This is a genomic window from Enterobacter sp. CPE_E1241 (genome assembly GCF_045618265.1).
Lineage (GTDB): Bacteria > Pseudomonadota > Gammaproteobacteria > Enterobacterales > Enterobacteriaceae > Enterobacter > Enterobacter adelaidei.
Genome location: NZ_JBIWYV010000001.1, coordinates 2,389,554 through 2,408,888 on the forward strand (window position 1 = coordinate 2,389,554; position 19,335 = coordinate 2,408,888).

Below are 19,335 nucleotides of genomic sequence, written 5' to 3' on the forward strand. Positions count from 1 at the left end.
ACAGGGTTTCTGGTCGTCAGGTTTTGATAAGTTATCGTACCAATCTTATCAGGCTGTATGACTAATTATAAAAGGAACCTAAAGTGGACACTCTCAACCGTCGTGATTTTCCCGGTGCGCAATATCCTGAACGTATCATTCAGTTTGGTGAAGGCAATTTCCTGCGTGCGTTCGTCGACTGGCAACTCGATTTGTTAAATGAACATACCGATCTTAACGCTGGTGTGGTTATCGTTCGTCCTATTCAAAGTGACTTCCCGCCGTCGCTTAGCACACAGGATGGCCTGTATACCACGATTATTCGTGGCCTGAATGCGCAGGGTGAGGCGGTGAGCGATGCCCGTCTTATCCGTTCCGTTAACCGGGAGATCAGCGTCTATAGCCAGTATGATGAGTTCCTGAAACTGGCTCACAACCCGGATATGCGCTTTGTTTTCTCGAATACCACCGAAGCCGGGATAAGTTATCACGCCGGTGACAGATTTGAAGATGCCCCCGCAGTGAGTTACCCGGCGAAGCTGACGCGACTGCTGTTTGAGCGTTTCAGTCACTTCAACGGCGCGCCAGACAAAGGCTGGATAATCATTCCCTGTGAATTGATTGACTACAACGGAGATGCACTTCGTGAACTGGTGTTGCGCTATGCGCAAGAGTGGGCGCTGCCTGCCGCTTTTATCCGCTGGCTGAACGAGGCCAACAGCTTCTGTTCGACGCTGGTCGACCGTATTGTGACCGGTTATCCGCGTGACGAAGTGGCCACGCTGGAAGCTGAGCTGGGTTATCACGATGGGTTCCTGGATACGGCTGAACATTTCTATTTATTTGTCATTCAGGGACCGGCATCCCTTGCCCGTGAGCTTTGCCTGGATAAATACCCGCTAAATGTGCTGATTGTTGATGACATCAAGCCATACAAAGAGCGAAAAGTCGCGATTCTGAACGGTGCACACACGGCGCTGGTGCCGGTGGCATTTCAGGCAGGGCTGGATACGGTAGGTGAGGCGATGAATGATAGCGACGTTTGCGCCTTCGTCGAGAAAGCGATTTATCAGGAAATTATTCCTGTTCTGGATCTACCGCGTGATGAACTGGAATCTTTCGCCAGCGCGGTAACAGGTCGGTTCCGTAATCCTTACATCAGGCATCAGTTGCTCTCTATTGCGCTCAACGGCATGACCAAATATCGCACTCGTATACTGCCGCAGCTGCTGGCAGGGCAGAAAGCGACAGGTAAATTACCTGCACGCCTGACATTTGCCTTAGCGGCACTGATGGCGTTCTATCGTGCAGAGCGTAACGGGGAACGCTATCCGGTGCAGGATGATGCACACTGGCTCGAACGTTATCAACAGCTGTGGGCGCAGCATCACGATAAGCAGATCAGTACCCGTGAGCTGGTGCAGGCGGTATTGAGCGTAAGTGAGCACTGGGAGCAGGATCTCACTCAGGTTCGTGGCCTCGTAGACCAGGTGACACTGGATCTTGATGCCATTTTGTTGAAAGGAATGCGCTCAGCGGTAAAACCGCTTTGCTAAGGACGTTACCCGGCTTCGGCCGGGTTTAATAATAACGCCATTTAGTTACAACATACTATTATGCCTGTTTTAAAATTCAGATGCAGCACCGTGCGGTTAAAGCTAAACAGGTGTGAAAATTCAATGTTCCATTAACATGCTTGCAACCGTGTGGGGGATCACGTTTAATAACCACGCTCTTTTCTTTTCTGAAACTCACTATGATTGTTCGTCCTAAGCAGCACTGGCTGCAAATGATTTTTGTCTGGCATGGCTCAGTACTGCCTAAAATCTATACCCGACTATTACTTAACTTCCTGTTATCTATCGCCGTGATCGTGATGCTACCGTGGTATACCTCTCTCGGCATCAAATTTACGGTTGCGCCATTTAGCATTCTCGGCGTGGCGATCGCTATCTTTTTAGGTTTCAGAAACAACGCCTGTTATTCGCGCTACGTTGAAGCTCGCCTGCTTTGGGGGCAACTGATGATAGCGGCCCGCTCTCTGTTTCGCGAGGTAAAAAACACCCTACCAGACGATAAGTATCTGGGTGAATTTGTCCGCCTGCAGATTGCCTTCGCCAACTGTTTACGCATGACCCTGCGCCGGGAAATGAACGCCGGTCAGTTCTCTCGCTATCTTGCCGCAGATGATTTAAAAAAAGTGATGGAAGCCAACTCGCCGGCGAACCGTATTTTGCTGATCATGGGAGAGTGGTTGGCTGTTCGACGTCGTAACGGACAACTATCAGACATTCTTTTCCACAGTCTGAATAACCGTCTGAACGACATGTCCATCGTTCTGTCTGGGTGTGAGCGTATTGCGACGACCCCAGTGCCGTTTGCGTATACGTTAATTCTGCACCGTACGGTGTATCTGTTTTGCATCATGCTGCCGTTCGCGCTGGTTGTGGACCTGCATTACATGACGCCGTTTGTCTCTGCGCTGATTTCTTACACTTTCATCTCGCTGGATGCACTGGCGGAAGAACTGGAAGACCCGTTTGGTACAGAAAATAATGACCTGCCATTGGACGCCATCTGCAACATGATGGAACGCGATCTGCTGCAGATGAACGATGAAGAGACTATTCCTGACAGGCTGATGCCGGATAAACATTATCAGCTGACCTGACGGGCGTTCCACTCGTCGCGGGTGATCTCCCACAGCTCAGAATCCAGTATTCCGCTGACGTACGCTTTCTTTTCTGTCCTGATAAGCCGCATGCCGCTACTGTCCGAAATACGTCGGGAGCGGCTATTTGCAGCGGCTTTTGGCGCACGCAATACCGACTTGTTCAGTGTATTAAACCAATAATCCGTTGCTGCAATACTGGCCTCACGCATAAATCCCTGACCCTGAAACTCCGGATCCAGCCAAAAACCACGGTTATTATCTTCGACATCGTAAAGGCAGATAATGCCCATCAGTTCATCGGGAACGTCGCGACGGCGGATGCTCCAGAACCAGGCAATTCCTTTTGCCATATCCGGCAGCGCCACATTATTGACATAGTTTTCCGCGCCGTTATCCGGGTAGGGCCAGGGTACAGAAGAGACCATATAGCGGACGATCTCCCAGCGCGGATAAAGCTTCTGTATCTGGACGGCATCTTCGGCAACCAACGGTTTTAGCAATAGGCGTTCTGTCGTGAGAGTCGGTATCGTCATCCGCGGATCTCCATATTTAAGCGTTATGCTTTTGTTTGGGTTCTGATATTTTCACTTCTATCACATTCTATTTGGTTGCGTTATAAGTAATTTACTACCAAAATTTTGCTTTGCATTCCGAACGGTTACAGTCAGATAGGTTGAGTTCAACTTATCCACACGCAAAAGGAGTATTGTATGGTTTTGCCTGGAATGAACCCTGAGAGAAATCTCCCCGGCTATGATTTTGCACGCATTGCAGGGCTTGGGGCTGCAGATTTTGATTTCAACGCGCTAGGTTCCGCTATGGACTGTAATCGCGAATTTGCTAAGGCCGGGATCATTTATTCTGACGGTGCTCAACGCTACCTGGTTCGATCTGGGCAACGTCATGCTAATGGGCAAAGTGGCATTGTAACCCATGTTATTGTAACTAAAGCAACATCCCAGCCATCCGCTTCTATCGTAGGTAAATCCTTGACTGATGCAGTGACATCCACATCCATGGGAACTGAGCTAGCATCAACAGTACTTTCATGTGGTGCGATGATCATTACTGGAGGCGTGATGCTTGCGGGCACTGCAGCAACACCTATTACCGCAGGAGGCAGTGGCGTCTTAGTGGCTATTGGCTACGCTGGTACCATCGCCACTGGGTTGCAATGTGTTAATGGTCTTTATCGTATCTATGATTTGGTTGAAAACGGTGGCGGAAATGTTGCCTGGCTCGATACGCAAGAATGGTACGTAGCAACCTCTACATCACTGGATTTAATTTCGTTAGCAAGTGCCGGAGGTGCATTAAAAGAAGCGATTACCACCTGGCGTGCAATGAAATCCATATCTTCTTTGAAAGCCACTGAGTGGTTGAAAAACTATCCTCGTCAGGATCGCGCTCGTTTGACCGAATTGATAATTCGCGCACAAAACCCGGGTATAAGTAACAAAGAGATTAAAGCTCTTATTCGCGCAGGTCTTTATCCGAAACGCTTTCCTACCGGACCGGTTCAGATAGAACTCACTCGACAACTTGGACAAGTGGTCACAAGTGCCGCGGCTCTGGCTGGGAGTGCAGTCAGTGGAGTTGTTGCAGCGCCCAGTAACATACCACGGACCGGTAAATACATTATCGGTACCATCCAGTCGCTGGCGGTATTCTGATGAGGTTTCTGAGTTTTTTAACCGGACGGGTTTTCCTGGATCTTCTGCAGCATGGCAGAGAGATAGAGGAAGCTATTGCTCGTCGTGATCCTCGTTTGTTGAACTATTCCACTCCCGAGATGGAACAGTATTTTTCTCGTCCCCTTAGCGAGTTGCCGCGTCAAAATCCTTACCCGGTAGCCACGTTGTTCCCTCTGTTTTTAGTGGTGTTTGCGTTTAACCTTTTGCCTTTTCTCCATACTATGCAGGGGTTATCTCCATTAAATCATGCACTGAGCTTTTTCGTACCATCATTAATAATGACAGGCGCGCTCATTGTTATAAGCGCGCTTCTGGCACGAGGGGCAACGTCGGGATTGCTGGGGTTTATGACGCTGTTCATAGTTATGCTGGTACTAACCCTCGTTCAGACGCTATATCTTCTGCTTTCCCATGACGGAAGTATTTGGCCACTAGTCATCGCATTCTCCGCACTGTTACTTTGTCGGGTAGTGATGAATAGCAGTGGTTTTGTGCTGTTTACGCTGTATTGTCGTACTCAGCGTCTTGCCAGGCTGGCACGTGAAATGCGGCTAAAAATCCGTTAAAGAGGTGTTGTGACGTTACCGAAAACTAAGTCGGGTTTTGATAATGGCGAACTCTTTGTAATACGAGGGAATACATGGCTGTCACGGTAAGAGCTTTACGCGCAGATGATTATTCTCAATGGCGTCCCCTGTGGGATGGCTATACCCATTTTTATGACTGCTTCCTCGAGGAGTCTGTGACCGCATCGACATGGGAAAGGGCGTTATCAGATCGTTCACAGATGTTCTGCCGCGTAGTAGAGAAGAACGAAAAGGTCATCGGTTTTGCGATGTGCATTCTGCACGAAGGAACCTGGTCGACAGCGCCCATTTGTTACCTGGAAGATCTGTTTGTCGATGCCACCGAGCGCGGGGCGGGAGCCGGAAAGGCGCTCATTGATGCTCTGATAGAGGAAGGCAAACGGGAAGGGTGGTCAAAACTATACTGGGTCACCCGGGAGAACAATCCGGCGCGTAAACTCTATGATAAATATGGTGAAGCTGACGATTACGTCCGCTATCGCCTCTCCCTGTAAATCTGTAACGCCTGTGTTTGTATCACACTGTATCAGCGCCCGGGATACATACACAGGCTTGCAATAAACCCGCTTTCGCACATATCCGCTATACATTGAGGTGTTGTTATATCCCCGTGAAATGTACTCAACCGGAGATACCAACATGTTCAGCAAACTCGCGTACTCAACCCTCGCACTGACCGTTTCTCTTGGCACGGTGATGTCCTGTCAGGCCGAAGCCACCGGCACAAACTTCGCGTCAGCTTTTGATCATCCACTGCAAATTAACGCCGGCGATCTGAATGTCGGTTATGTCGACATCGGCCCCAAAAATGGTCAACCGGTCATTTTATTACACGGCTGGCCTTACGATATTCACAGCTACGCCGAGGTAGCGCCTGCGCTGGCGGCCAAAGGCTACCGGGTGATTGTGCCTTCTCTGCGCGGCTACGGCACCACGCGCTTCCTGTCTGCAAAAACGCCGCGCAACGGCCAGCCTTCGGCGATGGCGAAAGATATTGTTAACCTGATGGACGCTTTGAATATCAAACAGGCGGTGTTCGCGGGATACGACTGGGGTGCCCGTACGGCGGATATCGTTGCGGCGCTTTGGCCAGAGCGCGTTAAATCACTGGTGTCGGTGAGTGGATATCTCATCAGCAGCCAGCAGATTGGCAAACAACCGTTGCCGCCAAAAGCCGAACAGCAGTGGTGGTATCAGTTCTATTTCGCCACCGAGCGTGGTGCTGAAGGCTATGCCAAAAACACGCATGATTTCGCGCGCTTAATCTGGTCGCAGGCATCGCCTGACTGGAAATTTAGCGATGCAGCCTTTAACGCCAGCGCCAAATCCCTTGATAACCCGGATCACGTCGCGGTGACGCTCAGCAACTATCGCTGGCGTTTAGGGCTGGAAAAAGGGGAGCGTAAATACGACAGCTACGAGCAAAAACTGGCGACTTTGCCGAATATTACCGTCCCGACCATTACCATTGAAGGCGGAAATAACGGTGCGCCGCACCCGGCACCGCAGGCCTATGCAGGTAAATTTACCGGTAAATATGAGCACCGCACCTTCGGCGCAACCGTGGGGCACAACCCTCCTCAGGAAGATCCACAGGATTTCGTCAAGGCGGTTATCGACGCTGATAAGCTGTGATATGTGCTATTTTCAATACGTTACCCCTCATTCAGGAGAGTTCGGTGGAGCATATTGATCATATCCTTGTCGTCGATGACGACAGGGATATTCGTGAACTGATTGTCGACTATCTCATTAAGTCCGGTTATCGCGCGACCGGTGCGGCAAACGGTAAAGAGATGCGTGCGGTGCTGGATAAACAGCATATCGACCTGGTAGTGCTGGATGTCATGATGCCCGGTGATGATGGACTCACCCTGTGCCGACAGCTTCGCAGCGGCAAACACAAAGATTTGCCCATCCTGATGCTGACGGCGCGCAGCGAAGAGACGGACAGGATCCTGGGACTGGAAATGGGGGCGGATGATTACGTTGTGAAGCCGTTTGTCGCCCGTGAGCTACTGGCACGTATCAAAGCAATTTTGCGGCGGTTTCGCACAATGCCGCCCAATTTACAGGTGACCGAGGCAGGACGACTGGTGACGTTTGGCGAATGGCAACTGGATACCGTCGCCCGCCACTTAATTGACCCGGAAGGGGTGATCGTGGCGCTCAGCGGGGCGGAGTATCGCCTGCTGCGCGTATTCCTCGACCATCCTCAACGTGTTCTCTCCCGGGATCAGTTGCTCAACCTGACGCAAGGGCGAGACGCCGAACTGTTTGAACGTTCTATCGATTTGCTCGTAAGCCGGGTTCGCCAGCGTCTGAATGAAGATGCACGCACGCCTGCCTATATTAAAACCGTGCGCAGTGAAGGCTATGTTTTTACCATGCCCGTGACAATCAAAGAGGTTAATGAATGACGCTTTGGCCACGCTCACTGCTTGCCCGACTGCTGATCATTGTGCTTGCGGGTCTCTTGCTGGCCAACGCCCTGAGTATGACGCTGGTCATGGTTGAACGAATGCACAGTGCCCGCACGGTGATGCTCGGTAATCTGGAATACGATGTTGCAACCAGCTTGGCCATTTTAGACCGGTTACCCGCCAGTGAACGCGCGGCCTGGCTTCCGCGACTTGAACGGGGTAACTATCGTTATATCCTCGGTGCAGGTGAGCCTGGCGCCGCGCCGACGGATAAGCGTTCTCAGGATGCCATCCGAACGTTAAAAGAGACCCTCGCGGCTGACTATCCGCTCAGTTTTACCGCGGTTCCAGGTTCTGTTTCCCATATTCAGGCACATCTCACATTGCACGATGGCTCGCCGCTGACCATTGACCTGATCCCCCGAATGCCGCCGGTCGCAAGCTGGCTACCTGTTGTTCTCATCCTGCAACTTTTGCTCCTTGCTGCCTGCTCCTGGATCGCGGTACGACAGGTGATACGGCCTTTTTCACAATTTACCCATGCGGTAAATACGCTGGATCCTTCTGCAAATGCCCCCATGAAAGAGAAGGGACCGGTTGAAGTACAACGAGCAGCGCATGCCTTCAATGCAATGCAGGCTCGCATCCAGTCCTATATCAAAGACCGCGCGCAGATCCTCGCCTCCATTTCTCACGATCTCCAGACTCCAATAACACGCATGAAACTGCGTGTCGAAATGGCAGAACAACCTGAGCTTCGCGACAAGCTATTAAATGACCTTGATAACATGTCGCGTCTGGTGCGGGAGGGGATTGCATATGCCCGTTCATCAGAATCACTGGAAGAGACGTCGCTGAAACTGGAGTTGAACGCGTGGGTAAATAGCATAGCGTGCGATTATCAGGACATCGGTAAAAACGTGCAGTTTCAGGCAAGCGAGGCTCGTTTACCCGTTGTTACGCGCCCGCAGGCGCTTCGTCGGGTGATGACTAATTTGCTGGATAACGCTCTGAAATTCGGCGAGCGTGCCGTCATCGCTATAGATGATTCGTCTACCGAAGAGGTGGTCATTCACATCATGGACGGTGGGCCGGGAATACCCGAGGCCGAGCTCGCGGCCGTGTTGCAGCCTTTTTATCGGGTTGAAACATCGCGCAACCGTGACACCGGCGGAACCGGGCTTGGTCTGGCTATTGCCGCGCAGCTCACCGCCCAACTCGAAGGAAAGCTGAAGCTGGTAAACCGCGCAGAGGGAGGGCTCGACGTCTCCATTGCACTGCCTCGACGCTAATTGTACGGCTTTGTATCTCTCAGGGAGACAGATACAGAGCCAGACAAAACCTCAGGTTTTACACATATCCTGAACACATCGGTACGATGAAATAGCCTCACTGCAGCGTTGCAGCATCTGTCATGTGAGGTCACTATGTTTCTGATAATCGCTTTTTTAGGTGGGATGATAAGCCTGCTCAGTCCATGTACGCTCCCGGTTATTCCGCTCCTGTTCGCCGGCTTTCAGGGGCAACGACGACATATTCTGGCGCTCTTTGCGGGGATGATCGTGATGTTCACCCTGGTGGCGATGGCCGTCACCGTCGCCAGCGAGTGGATTGCAGAGGCAACCATTATCGGGCGCTGGGTCGCGCTTGTCATTCTGGCTATCGCCGCGCTGAGCTTAATCTCTCCGTCCTTTGCCCGGCGTATTGCGCAGCCTGCCGTCAGCGTGGGAAATGCCCTCAATACCCGAAGCGGGCAAACGCGCGGTATAGCATCGGCTTTTCTGGCCGGACTAGCCGTGGGGTTGCTCTGGTCTCCCTGTGCCGGACCGATTCTGGGCGCCATTTTCAGCATTAATATTGCGGGGAATTCAGCCATTGCGACAGGGGCTCTGCTGGCCGCCTATGGCAGCGGATGCGCGCTGATGCTGGGATTGCTTATTATCGGTGGGCGAAAACTGATGGCACCGCTGAGAGCAAAGTCGGCGCTGATGGAGAGATTACGCAAGGCTGCGGGGGGCGTGATGCTAGCGGCTGTGGCTTTGAATGCAACAAGCGTAACATCCATATTGAAAGGCGCTAACGGCGTTGCCGACTATCTGGAAACATCGTTGCTGAATCTGGCAAAACCGGCAACCACACCGGTGAAGCTTCAGCCAGTCGTGATGGCTGAGCCCAGCAGTCAGTTACCTTCGTTAAGCGGTGGAACAGGGTGGATAAATGGTGACAGTGTCACGTCTGAATCGCTGCGCGGTAAGGTAGTGCTGATCGATTTCTGGACATGGGACTGTATCAACTGCCAGCATACGCTCCCGCATGTGCGTGACTGGGCGACAAAATACCAGTCACAGGGTCTGGTGGTGATTGGGGTCCACACGCCCGAGTACCCCTGGGAAAAACCGCTTTCCTCGGTAAAAAATGCGGTGAATAAGTGGCAGTTGCCCTATCGGGTTGTGACCGATAACAACTATCAAATCTGGAATGCTTTCGGCAACCAGTACTGGCCCGCACATTACTATTTTGATGCGAAAGGGCAGTTACGCTACACCTCTTTTGGCGAAGGCAACTATGAACAGCAAGAGAAGGTCATTCAACAGCTGCTCAAAGAAGCCCGCTCATAAGCCATCAGGGTTGACGTTTAGCAACAATAAACAGCCGTGGAAAAGCCAGCAGTATCTGCCCGTTTTCCTGGAGCGGATACTGCTCTACCAGTAGTTCATGGTAGCGTTTCAGAAAATGTTTCTGCTCGCTCTCATTCAGCTCCTGCAGCCAGGGGCGCAAACCGGTGGCGCTGACCCAGTCAATAATGGCCTGGTGAGAGCTCATTTTATGAAAATACGTTGTCCGCCAGATATCTACGTCGCAACCGGCTTCTGACAAAATATCAAAATAGGCATGTACGCCGGGCAACGGTTCACGACCACGATCGGGATAATCTTGCTCCAGCGCCACTTCACGCATCGCCACATGGGTGGGTTCGAGCCAGTTGTCAGGCATCTGGATCGCCAGCACGCCATTTAACATAAGCAAAGAAACAAGGTGAGGCAGGAGATCGTAATGGTCAGGGATCCATTGCAGCGATGCATTAGCGTAAATCAGACTCAGCGGCTGGCCGGGCTTATACTGGCGAATATCGGCTTCAACAAAATGGCAGTCAGGTAACGCCTTGCGTGCTTCTTCCAGCATCGCAGGTGAATTATCAACCCCAGTGATATGTGCCGATGGCCAGCGATGCTGTAACAGGGCAGTACTGTTGCCTGGCCCGCAGCCCAGATCAACGATGGAGGTGACGTCATCCAGTGGAATTCTGGCGAGCAGTTCAGCGGCAGGACGCGTTCGTTCTGCACCATATTGCAGGTAAAGAGAAGGGTTCCAGTCAGCCATTGTCAGATCTCCGTTTTGCCTTTTTTTGCAAGAATAGCACAGGCAGACACCTGCACAGTGGCAGGTGTCATGACTCAGGCAAATTACAAAATGCCTTTCAGTGCAACATGGTAAAGCAGCATGATGGTTTTCCCGTCGACAATCTTACCCGTTTCAATGCCCTGTAATGCTTCTTCCAGCGTCATTTCGAGTACATCGATATCTTCGCCCTCAGCCTTGAGCCCGCCGCCTGAGCTGGTTTTGTCTTTCGGATGGTACTCGGCAAGGTAAAAATAGAGTTTTTCCGTGACGGATCCCGGGCTCATATACGCTTCAAAGATTTTCTGCACGCATGAAACGCTAAACCCGGTTTCTTCTTCCGCTTCTGCTTTAATGCGGCTCTCTGGATCCATGTTATCGAGCAACCCGGCAGCGGCTTCGATCAAATCGTCCTCATGGCCGTTGATAAATACAGGAAAACGGAACTGGCGGGTCAGGATCACCGTCTTTTTCTCACGGTTGTAGAGCAGGATTGTCGCGCCGTTACCCCGGTCATAAACTTCACGGTTTTGCCGCTGCCATTCGCCATCACGGCGCTGCAGGTCAAAGGTATATTTTTTAAGGACATACCAGTTATTTGACAGCGTTTCACTGTCAATAATGCGTACATCTGCACGTTTTGATTGCACGATTGTTCCTCCTTACGTAAAGTAATCATCATAACCAGCATTATCGTGCAACTTCAAGATTAAACATGCAACACCAGGAATCCTAATGCTCACCAGTCAGCGAAAACAATTGATTATTGAAAAGCTCGAAGCCGAAGGGCAGGTTCAGTCGAAAGCACTCAGCATTCTCTTCGATGTCTCTGAAGACACTATACGGCGCGATCTACGTGAGCTGGCGGCAGAAGGGCGTTTACAGCGCGTTCACGGTGGCGCGCTACCGTCATCTTCCGCTATTGCTCCGTTTGCAGAGCGTCAATTTGTTAAGATGGATGCGAAAAAAAAGGTGGCTCAAAAAGGTGCACAGCTCATCTCTTCGGGTCAGGTGGTGATCGTTGACGGTGGAACAACGACCGCCGAACTGATTACGTTTTTACCTCCTGACTTGCACATCACCGTGGTAACGCACAGCCCGAGTATCGCTCTGGGACTGGTTAATCATCCTTCTGTCGAGGTGATTCTGATTGGTGGCCGCCTGTATAAACACTCTATTGTTGCGGTCGGCGCGGGTGCCATTGAAGGTATCGAAAATATTCACGCAGATCTGTTCTTTATGGGAGTGACCGGCATCCACCCTGAGGCGGGACTGACGACCGGTGATTTTGAAGAAGCGTGCATCAAACGTGCATTTTCCGGCAGAGCCGCCGAGACGGTTGTCCTGGCCTCACCGGAAAAAATAAACACCGCGTCATCGTTTGTGATTGGCGATGTGTCTCTGGCGAATACCATCGTTATCGATGGCAATACCGATGAGGACTGGATCCGTGCGATATCGGAAAAAGGGGTATCTATCATTGCGTAAGTGAAGGGCTGGTCTATGCTAAAAAAGCGATCGGCCTTGATTTGGCATTTTGAAAAATAACGATAATTCTCGCGTTTTCGGTGGCGAATATGAACAGGATTGTGCTCGCGCTTTTAACGTGTTTTCTCTTCTCTGTGCTTGTGAATTCCCATGCGGCGGAACCTCGACAGGAGCCCACTGAAAAGGAGCGTGCCCGCACGGTCTATATTTTCCATCAACCGATCGTCATGCTACAGGCGAAATTCGGACTTACCACGCCAGAAGAACGGGTGTTACGCATCCGCAATACGCTACGAAATTTCACTGAAGCTGATGTTCGCGAACCGCTAAAGATTGTGTCAGTAAATCGTTATAACCAGCCGGGACGGCTCATCGTAATGAACGGCAAACCGGTGATGCTACTGACAGCAGGCGATCTCGACGAGGGAGACGATCTTACGCTTGACCAGGCGGCGCAGCGCGTACTGGCGCGTATGGAAGCGCAACGCTCAGCCTTGAGCGATCAGTATAACAGCGGCTGGCTGGCGCTATCGGCGGTGAAGACCGTAGCGGGACTGCTGGCACTGGTGCTGTTCTGGTACGGCACATACCGTTCATGGCGCTGGATCAAACGTGTTTATCGCCGGCGTATTTTTGAGAATCGAAGCTGGATACCCCAGCGCTGGCGGCGGTTTATCGGTGCTATCGAAACGCGCCTGTATGCGTTGTTGATGATTTTACTGGGAATTGTCGCACTCTATGTCTGGCTGAGTTGGACCTTCAGCCTGTTCCCATGGACGCGCGTCTGGGGAGAGTCTCTGGGAGAGTGGTCCGTACGCGTGGTACGCGATATCGCGCTGTCTATTGTCTCAGCGTTACCGGGCCTGTTGATTGTTCTGATCATCTTCCTTATTACCGCCTTCATTTTGAAGTTGTTAAAGATGGTACTCAATCAGGTGGAAGCAGGGCGTTTGCAACTGCCCGGTATCCATCCTGAAACGGTTGGTGCAACCCGCAAGCTGATTTCAGTCGTAGTGTGGCTCTTTGCGCTTTCGGCAGCATATCCTTTTTTGCCCGGGGCCAATTCACTGGCTTTTAAAGGCATCAGTGTTTTCTTTGGCCTGATGCTCACGCTAGGCTCTGCCGGGGTGATGAACCATGCAATGAGTGGTCTGGTTTTGATTTACTCGCGTGCTCTCCGCAAAGGAGACATGATTCGGGTGGCAGATAACGAGGGGCTGGTAAGTGAAATTGGTATGCTTGCAACCAAAATTATCACCCGTGAAAACTACGTGGTTACCGTGCCGAACGCTGTCGTGGTAAGCGGTAAAATTACCAATTTGAGTGCGCAAAGTACAAACGGTGGCGTTAACCTGACTGTCGGCGTCACCATTGGTTACGACACGCCATGGCGTCAGGTTCATGCAATGTTGGAGCTGGCGGCCAAACGTGCCAAAGGAATCGATCTTTCACAGCCACCGTTGGTGCGACAGTTGAGTCTGATGGATTGGTACATTGCTTATGAATTACAGGTACGACTGCTGCCGGATGTGTCACTGGCAGATGGCCGTAACGAACTGCACAGCAATATTCAGGACGTCTTCAATGAATTTAACGTGCAGATCATGTCTCCGAACTTTGTATTGCAACCGGAAAACAGTGTGATGGTGCCAAAAGACAACTGGTATAGCGCACCAGCGACGCCACCTGAAAACGGAAAATGATGAACAGCGTCTGGAAGGTACTTTCAGTGGGCTCAATGACCAGGGCAATAACAACAGATAATGTGTAGATTTCCCATGGATTCATATTTGTCAAAGCAAGTTTAAAATGTCACCTCTTTGTGCAAGATAGAAAGGGCACTTTCAGCCTATGTAATCATATTAATGTGACTGCTGCGTTATCCCACTCAACCAATTAATAAAGCAAAAGTTAAATATGAAAGACTGGAATAAAAATATAACGAAAACATCTTAATATGGAAATATCTGTGTCAACGGGATCTTTAGTTATTGAATATCTGGTTCTAAATAGGTTCTACATTCAACGGGAAGGGAAACCAAATATCTATATGTTTTTTATAAATACCATTACGTGGCAAACAACAATCTGCATATTTTTTTAAAGAATCTCCACATGGACAAATATTTTCTGGCGATAATACTCCATCATGTTCTTTCGCCTTAAATCTCCAGGTCGTAATATTGAAAATTTGATGTGGGGATTGTATGTATTTGACAACACTAATTAAAGTTGAATAGTTATAATGATCACCATCATTGGAGAAAAAAACACTACATTTGTTAACGGGATTACTAACTATGTCATAAGTAATTAATTCAAAATCGATCACTTCATCAAAGCAAAGAACTCCATTATAAAGTTTATTTTTAACATGACCACAATCATTAATAAAACTACGGGTTGTATTACATACTGAACATTTCACTTCTTTTATTATTTCACGAGAACTACCGAAGATTTTATATGGGAATAACGCCTGCCAATTACATACCATTCTCGCTAAGAAGTTAACACCATAGAAATTAACCTCAGGCAGAAACTCATTATTTTCTTTAATATGTATTAAATCTATTTCTATCCTTTCAAGTTCTACCCATGCTTCATAAAAATCACCTCTTGTAAGTAAATTAATGACTTGAATATATTTTAAATGGGCTAGTAAAATTGTTTTGTATAAAAACAATCTGTTTGATTCATTATTCAAGCTCAAGGATTGAGCTTTTTTTAACTCAGCATTAAGATAATCAAGAATAGCACTATCTTCTTGAGTAATACACATCCAACGCTTTAACTTTTCGTGAATATTCATAATATCTATATAGATTTTTATTTGATTTTGTTAATTACTTTTAAAACATCGTCTACTTTTCCAGAAACAGTGTATTTCACATGTTTTCCTGATTTATTTTTTTTAATTATAGAGACTTTAACGTCTATATCTCTAGTTCCAAAGTTATCAATTTTTTTCTGAATATAATTTGAAACAAGATTTACTAAAAAAGGTATCATTACTGATGTGGCAAAGAAAGTGCCTAACGCTAACGTTATACTGTTTAATTGCAGGTACGAAACACCATTAGAATCTCCGTACACTTTAACATTAGAATGTGATTGCTTGGTGAACTGGAAAAAATCCAGTGCATTACCTCCAGTAATTTTTGAACTATCAAAAACGATCGCAATCTCATCATCTTGAGGTTCATATGAAGAAATGATTTTTACCTCTTCATCTTCATCACTCATTTCACTCAAAGTAATGGGGTTCATTCTCAACTCCTTGTTTTATATTTTTACATTCAAATTTTACTATACGACTGGTTAATTGCTCCTGTCCAACACACACCAGAGTTCATATGCTTAGCATACAAGGGACCAATGCCAGTAGCGACAGGCTAGTGTGTCAAAAAACCACATGAAGATCAATCTCCTGCGGAAAATTTGGCCGCAATTAGTTTCATTGTCCTTTCCATGCCTTGATAAACTGTCGCATCTGTAATGTTTAACCTTGCGAGTTCCTTAAGTATTCTAGCTTTGTTTCTGATCACTATTTTTTCTACTTTAAACTCTTGCATAGCATCATCAGGGTTTGAAACTAAATCGGGATAAACAGCATTATTCCCAAATAATAAGAATGCACCTGACTGTGATGACATCCTTTCATTATTATTTCTTCCTTTAACGAAAATTAACCTTTCCAAATCTGATGGTATAATTACATCTTTAAAATAAGGTTTTTCATCTTTAATGTAATGTATGAGTTTTTGACAAGCTTCAGTTTTATTGAAAGCCTCCTTGTCCATTTTACAATCCAGCTGATCTTTCAGTGTTTGACTTAGCATTGATATATTTGATATGCAACTTACTGTATCAGAGTCAAAGAATTTTATACGATCCCTTTTTGTTTTGAAAATAATAACATGTCCATCAACCTCATTTGTATTTTCATTATTACTAATGTCGCAACAAGCGAAATACAGAGCGATTAGTGGATTTGATGTTATATCCAACAAACGAGTTGGTAGTCCGTAGTGTTGCATCCTTACTAACTTGTCTAGCATTGTTTTATCATCAACAAACTCAGTTGGCCTTGCTGTTAGGGCTTCACGGACTAAATTTGATTCACTGTGCAAATGCTTGAAGTTACCTTTTTTGTTTTTCCTGAAAACTGATGGAGCCAACTCGTAAGATACATCAGAATGTCCACGATAAAATATTTCTGCATCTTCTTCATGATCTTGTTCTAAAACACGCGCCATGAAACTTTGAACATTATCTATTATTGGGTAGTTATCAACTTCATCAGGAAGTGCTTCAGTAGGAGGAAGTGGTGTACTTCTTGTCGTTATATTTAGAAGTGCTAATGTTTGATTTAAATCACGTGCTTTTATTCCCCAGTGAGTCCGTTTCAGCCCATATGCACCTAATTCTAAAGCTGTTTGATATAACTCTTTGTTTATCACTACGACATCATCTTGTGAGTGAGTGATTCTGAAATCAAACTCAACATTTTTGTTAACTGTTCGTAGATTTGAAATTACACCAAGTCGCAAAGTAATGTATTCAACATTGTCTCGGGAATAAAGTTCTGACATAAAAAGCGTAGGTAATTTCTCAATATAAGATAATGCTTTATCATTCAAAGGCGTTAACTTCAACCGGATGTCATCAGAGGTGCCTTCTAACATACGTGATATAGGAAAATCACAACTCCCACTAACCCGTTCATACATGGGCCAATGTTCAAAATAGTCAGGTTCTCCGCCCATAATTAGATTAAACATTAAAACTAAATCCTTATATTTTACTTAATGAATTATTTACAATCCAATCAATTGCGCCAGAGGTGCGAATCCAAGGCTTTATATTATGATTCACATAATAAATGGCTTCATCCATTCCACCTAACGTGATATATCCACTGTTAGACTTGATCTGTAATCTGCACTTCGATAACAAGCCGGGGATGTGTCTATTAGAATCAATCGCAGCTTTAGCGATATCATCGGCATCCGGGGATGACTGTCGGTAGGCGAGTAGGGCGCGTGTATACTGAAAAAACGAACGCATATCCCCAGGATAATCGTCCAGTAGCAAGGCCAGATCATCCACCATTTCAAGCTCAAGGTAATAGTTCGCTAATAAATGACGAATCCCCTGGTTATCGTTCGGGTTGAGCTTCAGCATTTCGCGGCTATGAGCCATAGCCGGATAAAAATTACCAGACTCCCATAAGGCCTCAGCCAAAGCTGCTTTTGCTCTCATATATGGACGTGTTTCGACAAATCCCCAGAAACGTCCTGCGAACTCCTGAAAATCCTCGCCAAGTGCAATGCTGGCTGCGTACAAAGCAGTCTCCAGCTTCCCGATTTTTGACTCAGGAGGTTCTTGAGATATCTCGCAGTAGAATGAGTATGCGTCAGCACAGAGCGGGGATTTCTTGATAGCTTTTCTGATGAGTTTCAGCACAACTTCCAGGTCATCATTTTCCCAGGCATCGAACATGAACTCCTGAGCCGCAACCAGATCTAGATGTAATTGCTCAGAGCTGACAGCAGTTTTATACAAATCAACGCGCTTTGTAGTCGGGAATTTAATCATCTCAAGTATCCTTTTGGGGACTCACTGTTCCGGTACTTTGCAGCACTGATGGTCGATTCTATCGCTTTGAACTTGCCACAAACAAGCTCGGGTCTGCCAGAACGGGATTGATAGCCCGGAGCTGTTCCTGGATGCGCACCTGAGCCTTACGGCTGGGCGATTTTTTGCTTCGTTCCCGTTTGCCTTCGCTTTCCCGCTCATCCTGTTTTACCTGAGCCAGTCGGAGTACAGTCCCGAGACGTTTGTTATCAACAATCTGCCCCTGGTCGACACAGGCCAGCTTATCAAATGCCTGGCACTTAAGGCTCCGGTGCCCATAGAGGAAGGCGAGGGTGCCATCGGGATAATCCAGTACTTTAATTTTTTCACCGGCAAGACGGCTATTTTCTTCTGTGGTGTCCATGAGATAAAGGATCTTATCGTACTGGAAGGTCAGTGATTTCGACACGGTACGAACATCATGCCAGGCAAAGATGTCTCTTAATTCATCGGGGCTTTCCTGCACCGGACGATGCAAATCTTTGGGGAACTTAGCCGGTCGTGAAAACCGGCTGTTAAAGTCAGCGATGAAAGTGGCAAGCCAGGCATTTGCGGCCTCAATGCCGGTTATACCTTCCAGACGCATTTCTTTGATCAGCCGATCCTGAAGTGTCTGATTCGCACGTTCCACGCGGCCTTTAGCTTCAGAGCTGTTGGCACAAATAAGCTCGATTGCCAGGTCATAAAGCACACGTCCGAACTGGGTAACGGTGGTATTGCGTTTCTCCGGACCACTGACGCGAAATATTGCGTGTTTGTCACTGTACAGCGATACCGGCTTCCCATGCTGCTCGATGTATTCCCGGGTTGCCAGCATGTAGTCAAAGGCTGTTTCTGACTCGCTGAACCGCAAATGCATCAGACGCCCGGTGGCATCATCGATAAAGACCAGCAGGCAGCATTTTGGCGCACGGCCTTCAAACCAGTCATGGTGGGAGCCGTCGATCTGGATAAGTTCACCCAGACAATCACGCCGATGTCGGGGTTGATAAACCCGTGACTTACGGCGAGCATGCGGGACCCAGAGTCCGTCAGACGTCATCCAGTTGCGGACGGTCTCGATTGAAAGCCGGATATTATGGCGCTCTCTGAGTTTTTCTGCGGCCAGTGTGGGCCCAAAGTCACTGTAGTTTTCACGTATCAGCGTGAGTACTCGTAGTTTGAGAGATTCGGTCAACCGGCGGTTGCTGGGCTGGCCGCGTTTGCGGCTGACAAGTCCTTCAGCACCAGAAACTCGGTAACGATTGATAAGTCGTTGCGCCTGACGTTCTGAAATGCCAAGCTGTGATGCTGCATCACGACGGCGTAGACGCTTTTCACAAACTGCCTGTATCACCGGTAGGCGGTGGATCTCTTTATCTGACATGGTCACCAACATGCGTTGAGCCCCTTAGAATTGCATTCAGTTTAGCTTACTCTAAGGTGACGTTTCTATCTGGATAAAAAGTGAC

The 19,335-nt window shown here is 48.2% G+C and carries 19 protein-coding genes; 11 read left to right on the plus strand and 8 right to left on the minus strand.

The genetic code is table 11. The annotated features are described in order from the left end of the window. Positions 1–83 precede the first annotated feature (83 nt). The gene (locus ACJ9Y9_RS11615; protein WP_028017406.1) at positions 84–1,535 is read left to right on the plus strand and encodes a tagaturonate reductase; all 1,452 of its coding nucleotides are present in this window, start codon (positions 84–86) and stop codon (positions 1,533–1,535) included. A gap of 200 nt (positions 1,536–1,735) precedes the next feature. Beyond that, the gene (locus tag ACJ9Y9_RS11620) at positions 1,736–2,650 is read left to right on the plus strand and encodes a bestrophin family protein (protein WP_028017405.1); all 915 of its coding nucleotides are present in this window, start codon (positions 1,736–1,738) and stop codon (positions 2,648–2,650) included. On the opposite strand, the gene ACJ9Y9_RS11625 is transcribed toward ACJ9Y9_RS11620, so the two are convergent. Continuing rightward, the gene (locus tag ACJ9Y9_RS11625) at positions 2,638–3,186 is read right to left on the minus strand and encodes a GNAT family N-acetyltransferase (protein ID WP_028017404.1); all 549 of its coding nucleotides are present in this window, start codon (positions 3,184–3,186) and stop codon (positions 2,638–2,640) included. The two genes, ACJ9Y9_RS11620 and ACJ9Y9_RS11625, sit on opposite strands and share 13 nt — an antisense overlap. Before the next feature lie 177 nt (positions 3,187–3,363). Here ACJ9Y9_RS11625 and ACJ9Y9_RS11630 point away from each other — a divergent pair, with 177 nt between their 5' ends. From ACJ9Y9_RS11630 to ACJ9Y9_RS11660, 7 genes are all read left to right on the plus strand, one after another. Further along, positions 3,364–4,326, plus strand: a complete 963-nt coding sequence (locus ACJ9Y9_RS11630) for a hypothetical protein (protein ID WP_028017403.1) — start codon at positions 3,364–3,366, stop codon at positions 4,324–4,326. Next, positions 4,326–4,913, plus strand: coding sequence for a hypothetical protein (locus tag ACJ9Y9_RS11635; protein ID WP_028017402.1), 588 nt, complete (start codon positions 4,326–4,328; stop codon positions 4,911–4,913). Before ACJ9Y9_RS11630 ends, ACJ9Y9_RS11635 begins: the two co-directional genes overlap by 1 nt. 74 nt (positions 4,914–4,987) lie before the next feature. Beyond that, positions 4,988–5,428, plus strand: coding sequence for a GNAT family N-acetyltransferase (locus ACJ9Y9_RS11640; protein WP_028017401.1), 441 nt, complete (start codon positions 4,988–4,990; stop codon positions 5,426–5,428). A gap of 145 nt (positions 5,429–5,573) precedes the next feature. Then, positions 5,574–6,569 (plus strand): alpha/beta fold hydrolase, encoded by a 996-nt coding sequence (locus ACJ9Y9_RS11645; RefSeq protein WP_028017400.1) that lies wholly within the window; start codon positions 5,574–5,576, stop codon positions 6,567–6,569. A gap of 44 nt (positions 6,570–6,613) precedes the next feature. Next, positions 6,614–7,354 (plus strand): response regulator, encoded by a 741-nt coding sequence (locus ACJ9Y9_RS11650; protein ID WP_028017399.1) that lies wholly within the window; start codon positions 6,614–6,616, stop codon positions 7,352–7,354. Beyond that, positions 7,351–8,649 carry an ATP-binding protein gene (locus ACJ9Y9_RS11655; protein WP_028017398.1) on the plus strand — a complete coding sequence of 433 codons (1,299 nt, stop codon included), beginning with the start codon at positions 7,351–7,353 and terminating at the stop codon, positions 8,647–8,649. The genes ACJ9Y9_RS11650 and ACJ9Y9_RS11655 overlap by 4 nt, the downstream gene beginning before the upstream one ends. A gap of 135 nt (positions 8,650–8,784) precedes the next feature. Continuing rightward, entirely contained in the window at positions 8,785–9,975 is a 1,191-nt protein-coding gene (locus ACJ9Y9_RS11660) for a cytochrome c biogenesis protein/redoxin (RefSeq protein ID WP_028017397.1), read from the plus strand. Between the two features lie 4 nt (positions 9,976–9,979). Here the strand turns inward: ACJ9Y9_RS11660 and tam are convergent, their stop codons facing one another. After that, complete coding sequence (tam, locus tag ACJ9Y9_RS11665) at positions 9,980–10,738, minus strand: trans-aconitate 2-methyltransferase (protein ID WP_134708425.1); 759 nt, start codon at positions 10,736–10,738, stop codon at positions 9,980–9,982. An 83-nt stretch (positions 10,739–10,821) separates the two neighbouring features. Then, the gene (locus ACJ9Y9_RS11670) at positions 10,822–11,406 is read right to left on the minus strand and encodes an NUDIX domain-containing protein (protein WP_028017395.1); all 585 of its coding nucleotides are present in this window, start codon (positions 11,404–11,406) and stop codon (positions 10,822–10,824) included. Positions 11,407–11,491: 85 nt separating this feature from the next. Between ACJ9Y9_RS11670 and ACJ9Y9_RS11675 the strand changes: the two genes are divergently transcribed. Further along, a complete protein-coding gene (locus ACJ9Y9_RS11675) occupies positions 11,492–12,244 on the plus strand; it encodes a DeoR/GlpR family DNA-binding transcription regulator (protein WP_028017394.1) in 753 nt (250 codons plus the stop codon). 89 nt (positions 12,245–12,333) lie between these two features. Continuing rightward, positions 12,334–13,947 (plus strand): mechanosensitive ion channel family protein, encoded by a 1,614-nt coding sequence (locus tag ACJ9Y9_RS11680; protein ID WP_028017393.1) that lies wholly within the window; start codon positions 12,334–12,336, stop codon positions 13,945–13,947. A 302-nt stretch (positions 13,948–14,249) separates the two neighbouring features. Here ACJ9Y9_RS11680 and ACJ9Y9_RS11685 read toward each other — a convergent pair whose 3' ends face one another. The 5 genes from ACJ9Y9_RS11685 to ACJ9Y9_RS11705 form a co-directional block, all read right to left on the minus strand. Beyond that, positions 14,250–15,056, minus strand: a complete 807-nt coding sequence (locus ACJ9Y9_RS11685) for a hypothetical protein (protein WP_016239971.1) — start codon at positions 15,054–15,056, stop codon at positions 14,250–14,252. A gap of 17 nt (positions 15,057–15,073) precedes the next feature. Beyond that, positions 15,074–15,514, minus strand: a complete 441-nt coding sequence (locus ACJ9Y9_RS11690; RefSeq protein WP_016239970.1) for a hypothetical protein — start codon at positions 15,512–15,514, stop codon at positions 15,074–15,076. Between the two features lie 152 nt (positions 15,515–15,666). Continuing rightward, a complete protein-coding gene (locus tag ACJ9Y9_RS11695) occupies positions 15,667–17,028 on the minus strand; it encodes an FRG domain-containing protein (protein ID WP_000482601.1) in 1,362 nt (453 codons plus the stop codon). A gap of 13 nt (positions 17,029–17,041) precedes the next feature. Continuing rightward, positions 17,042–17,845 carry a hypothetical protein gene (locus tag ACJ9Y9_RS11700; protein WP_000589340.1) on the minus strand — a complete coding sequence of 268 codons (804 nt, stop codon included), beginning with the start codon at positions 17,843–17,845 and terminating at the stop codon, positions 17,042–17,044. Between the two features lie 58 nt (positions 17,846–17,903). After that, positions 17,904–19,250, minus strand: a complete 1,347-nt coding sequence (locus ACJ9Y9_RS11705; protein WP_076611902.1) for an ISNCY-like element ISLad2 family transposase — start codon at positions 19,248–19,250, stop codon at positions 17,904–17,906. Positions 19,251–19,335: the final 85 nt, after the last annotated feature.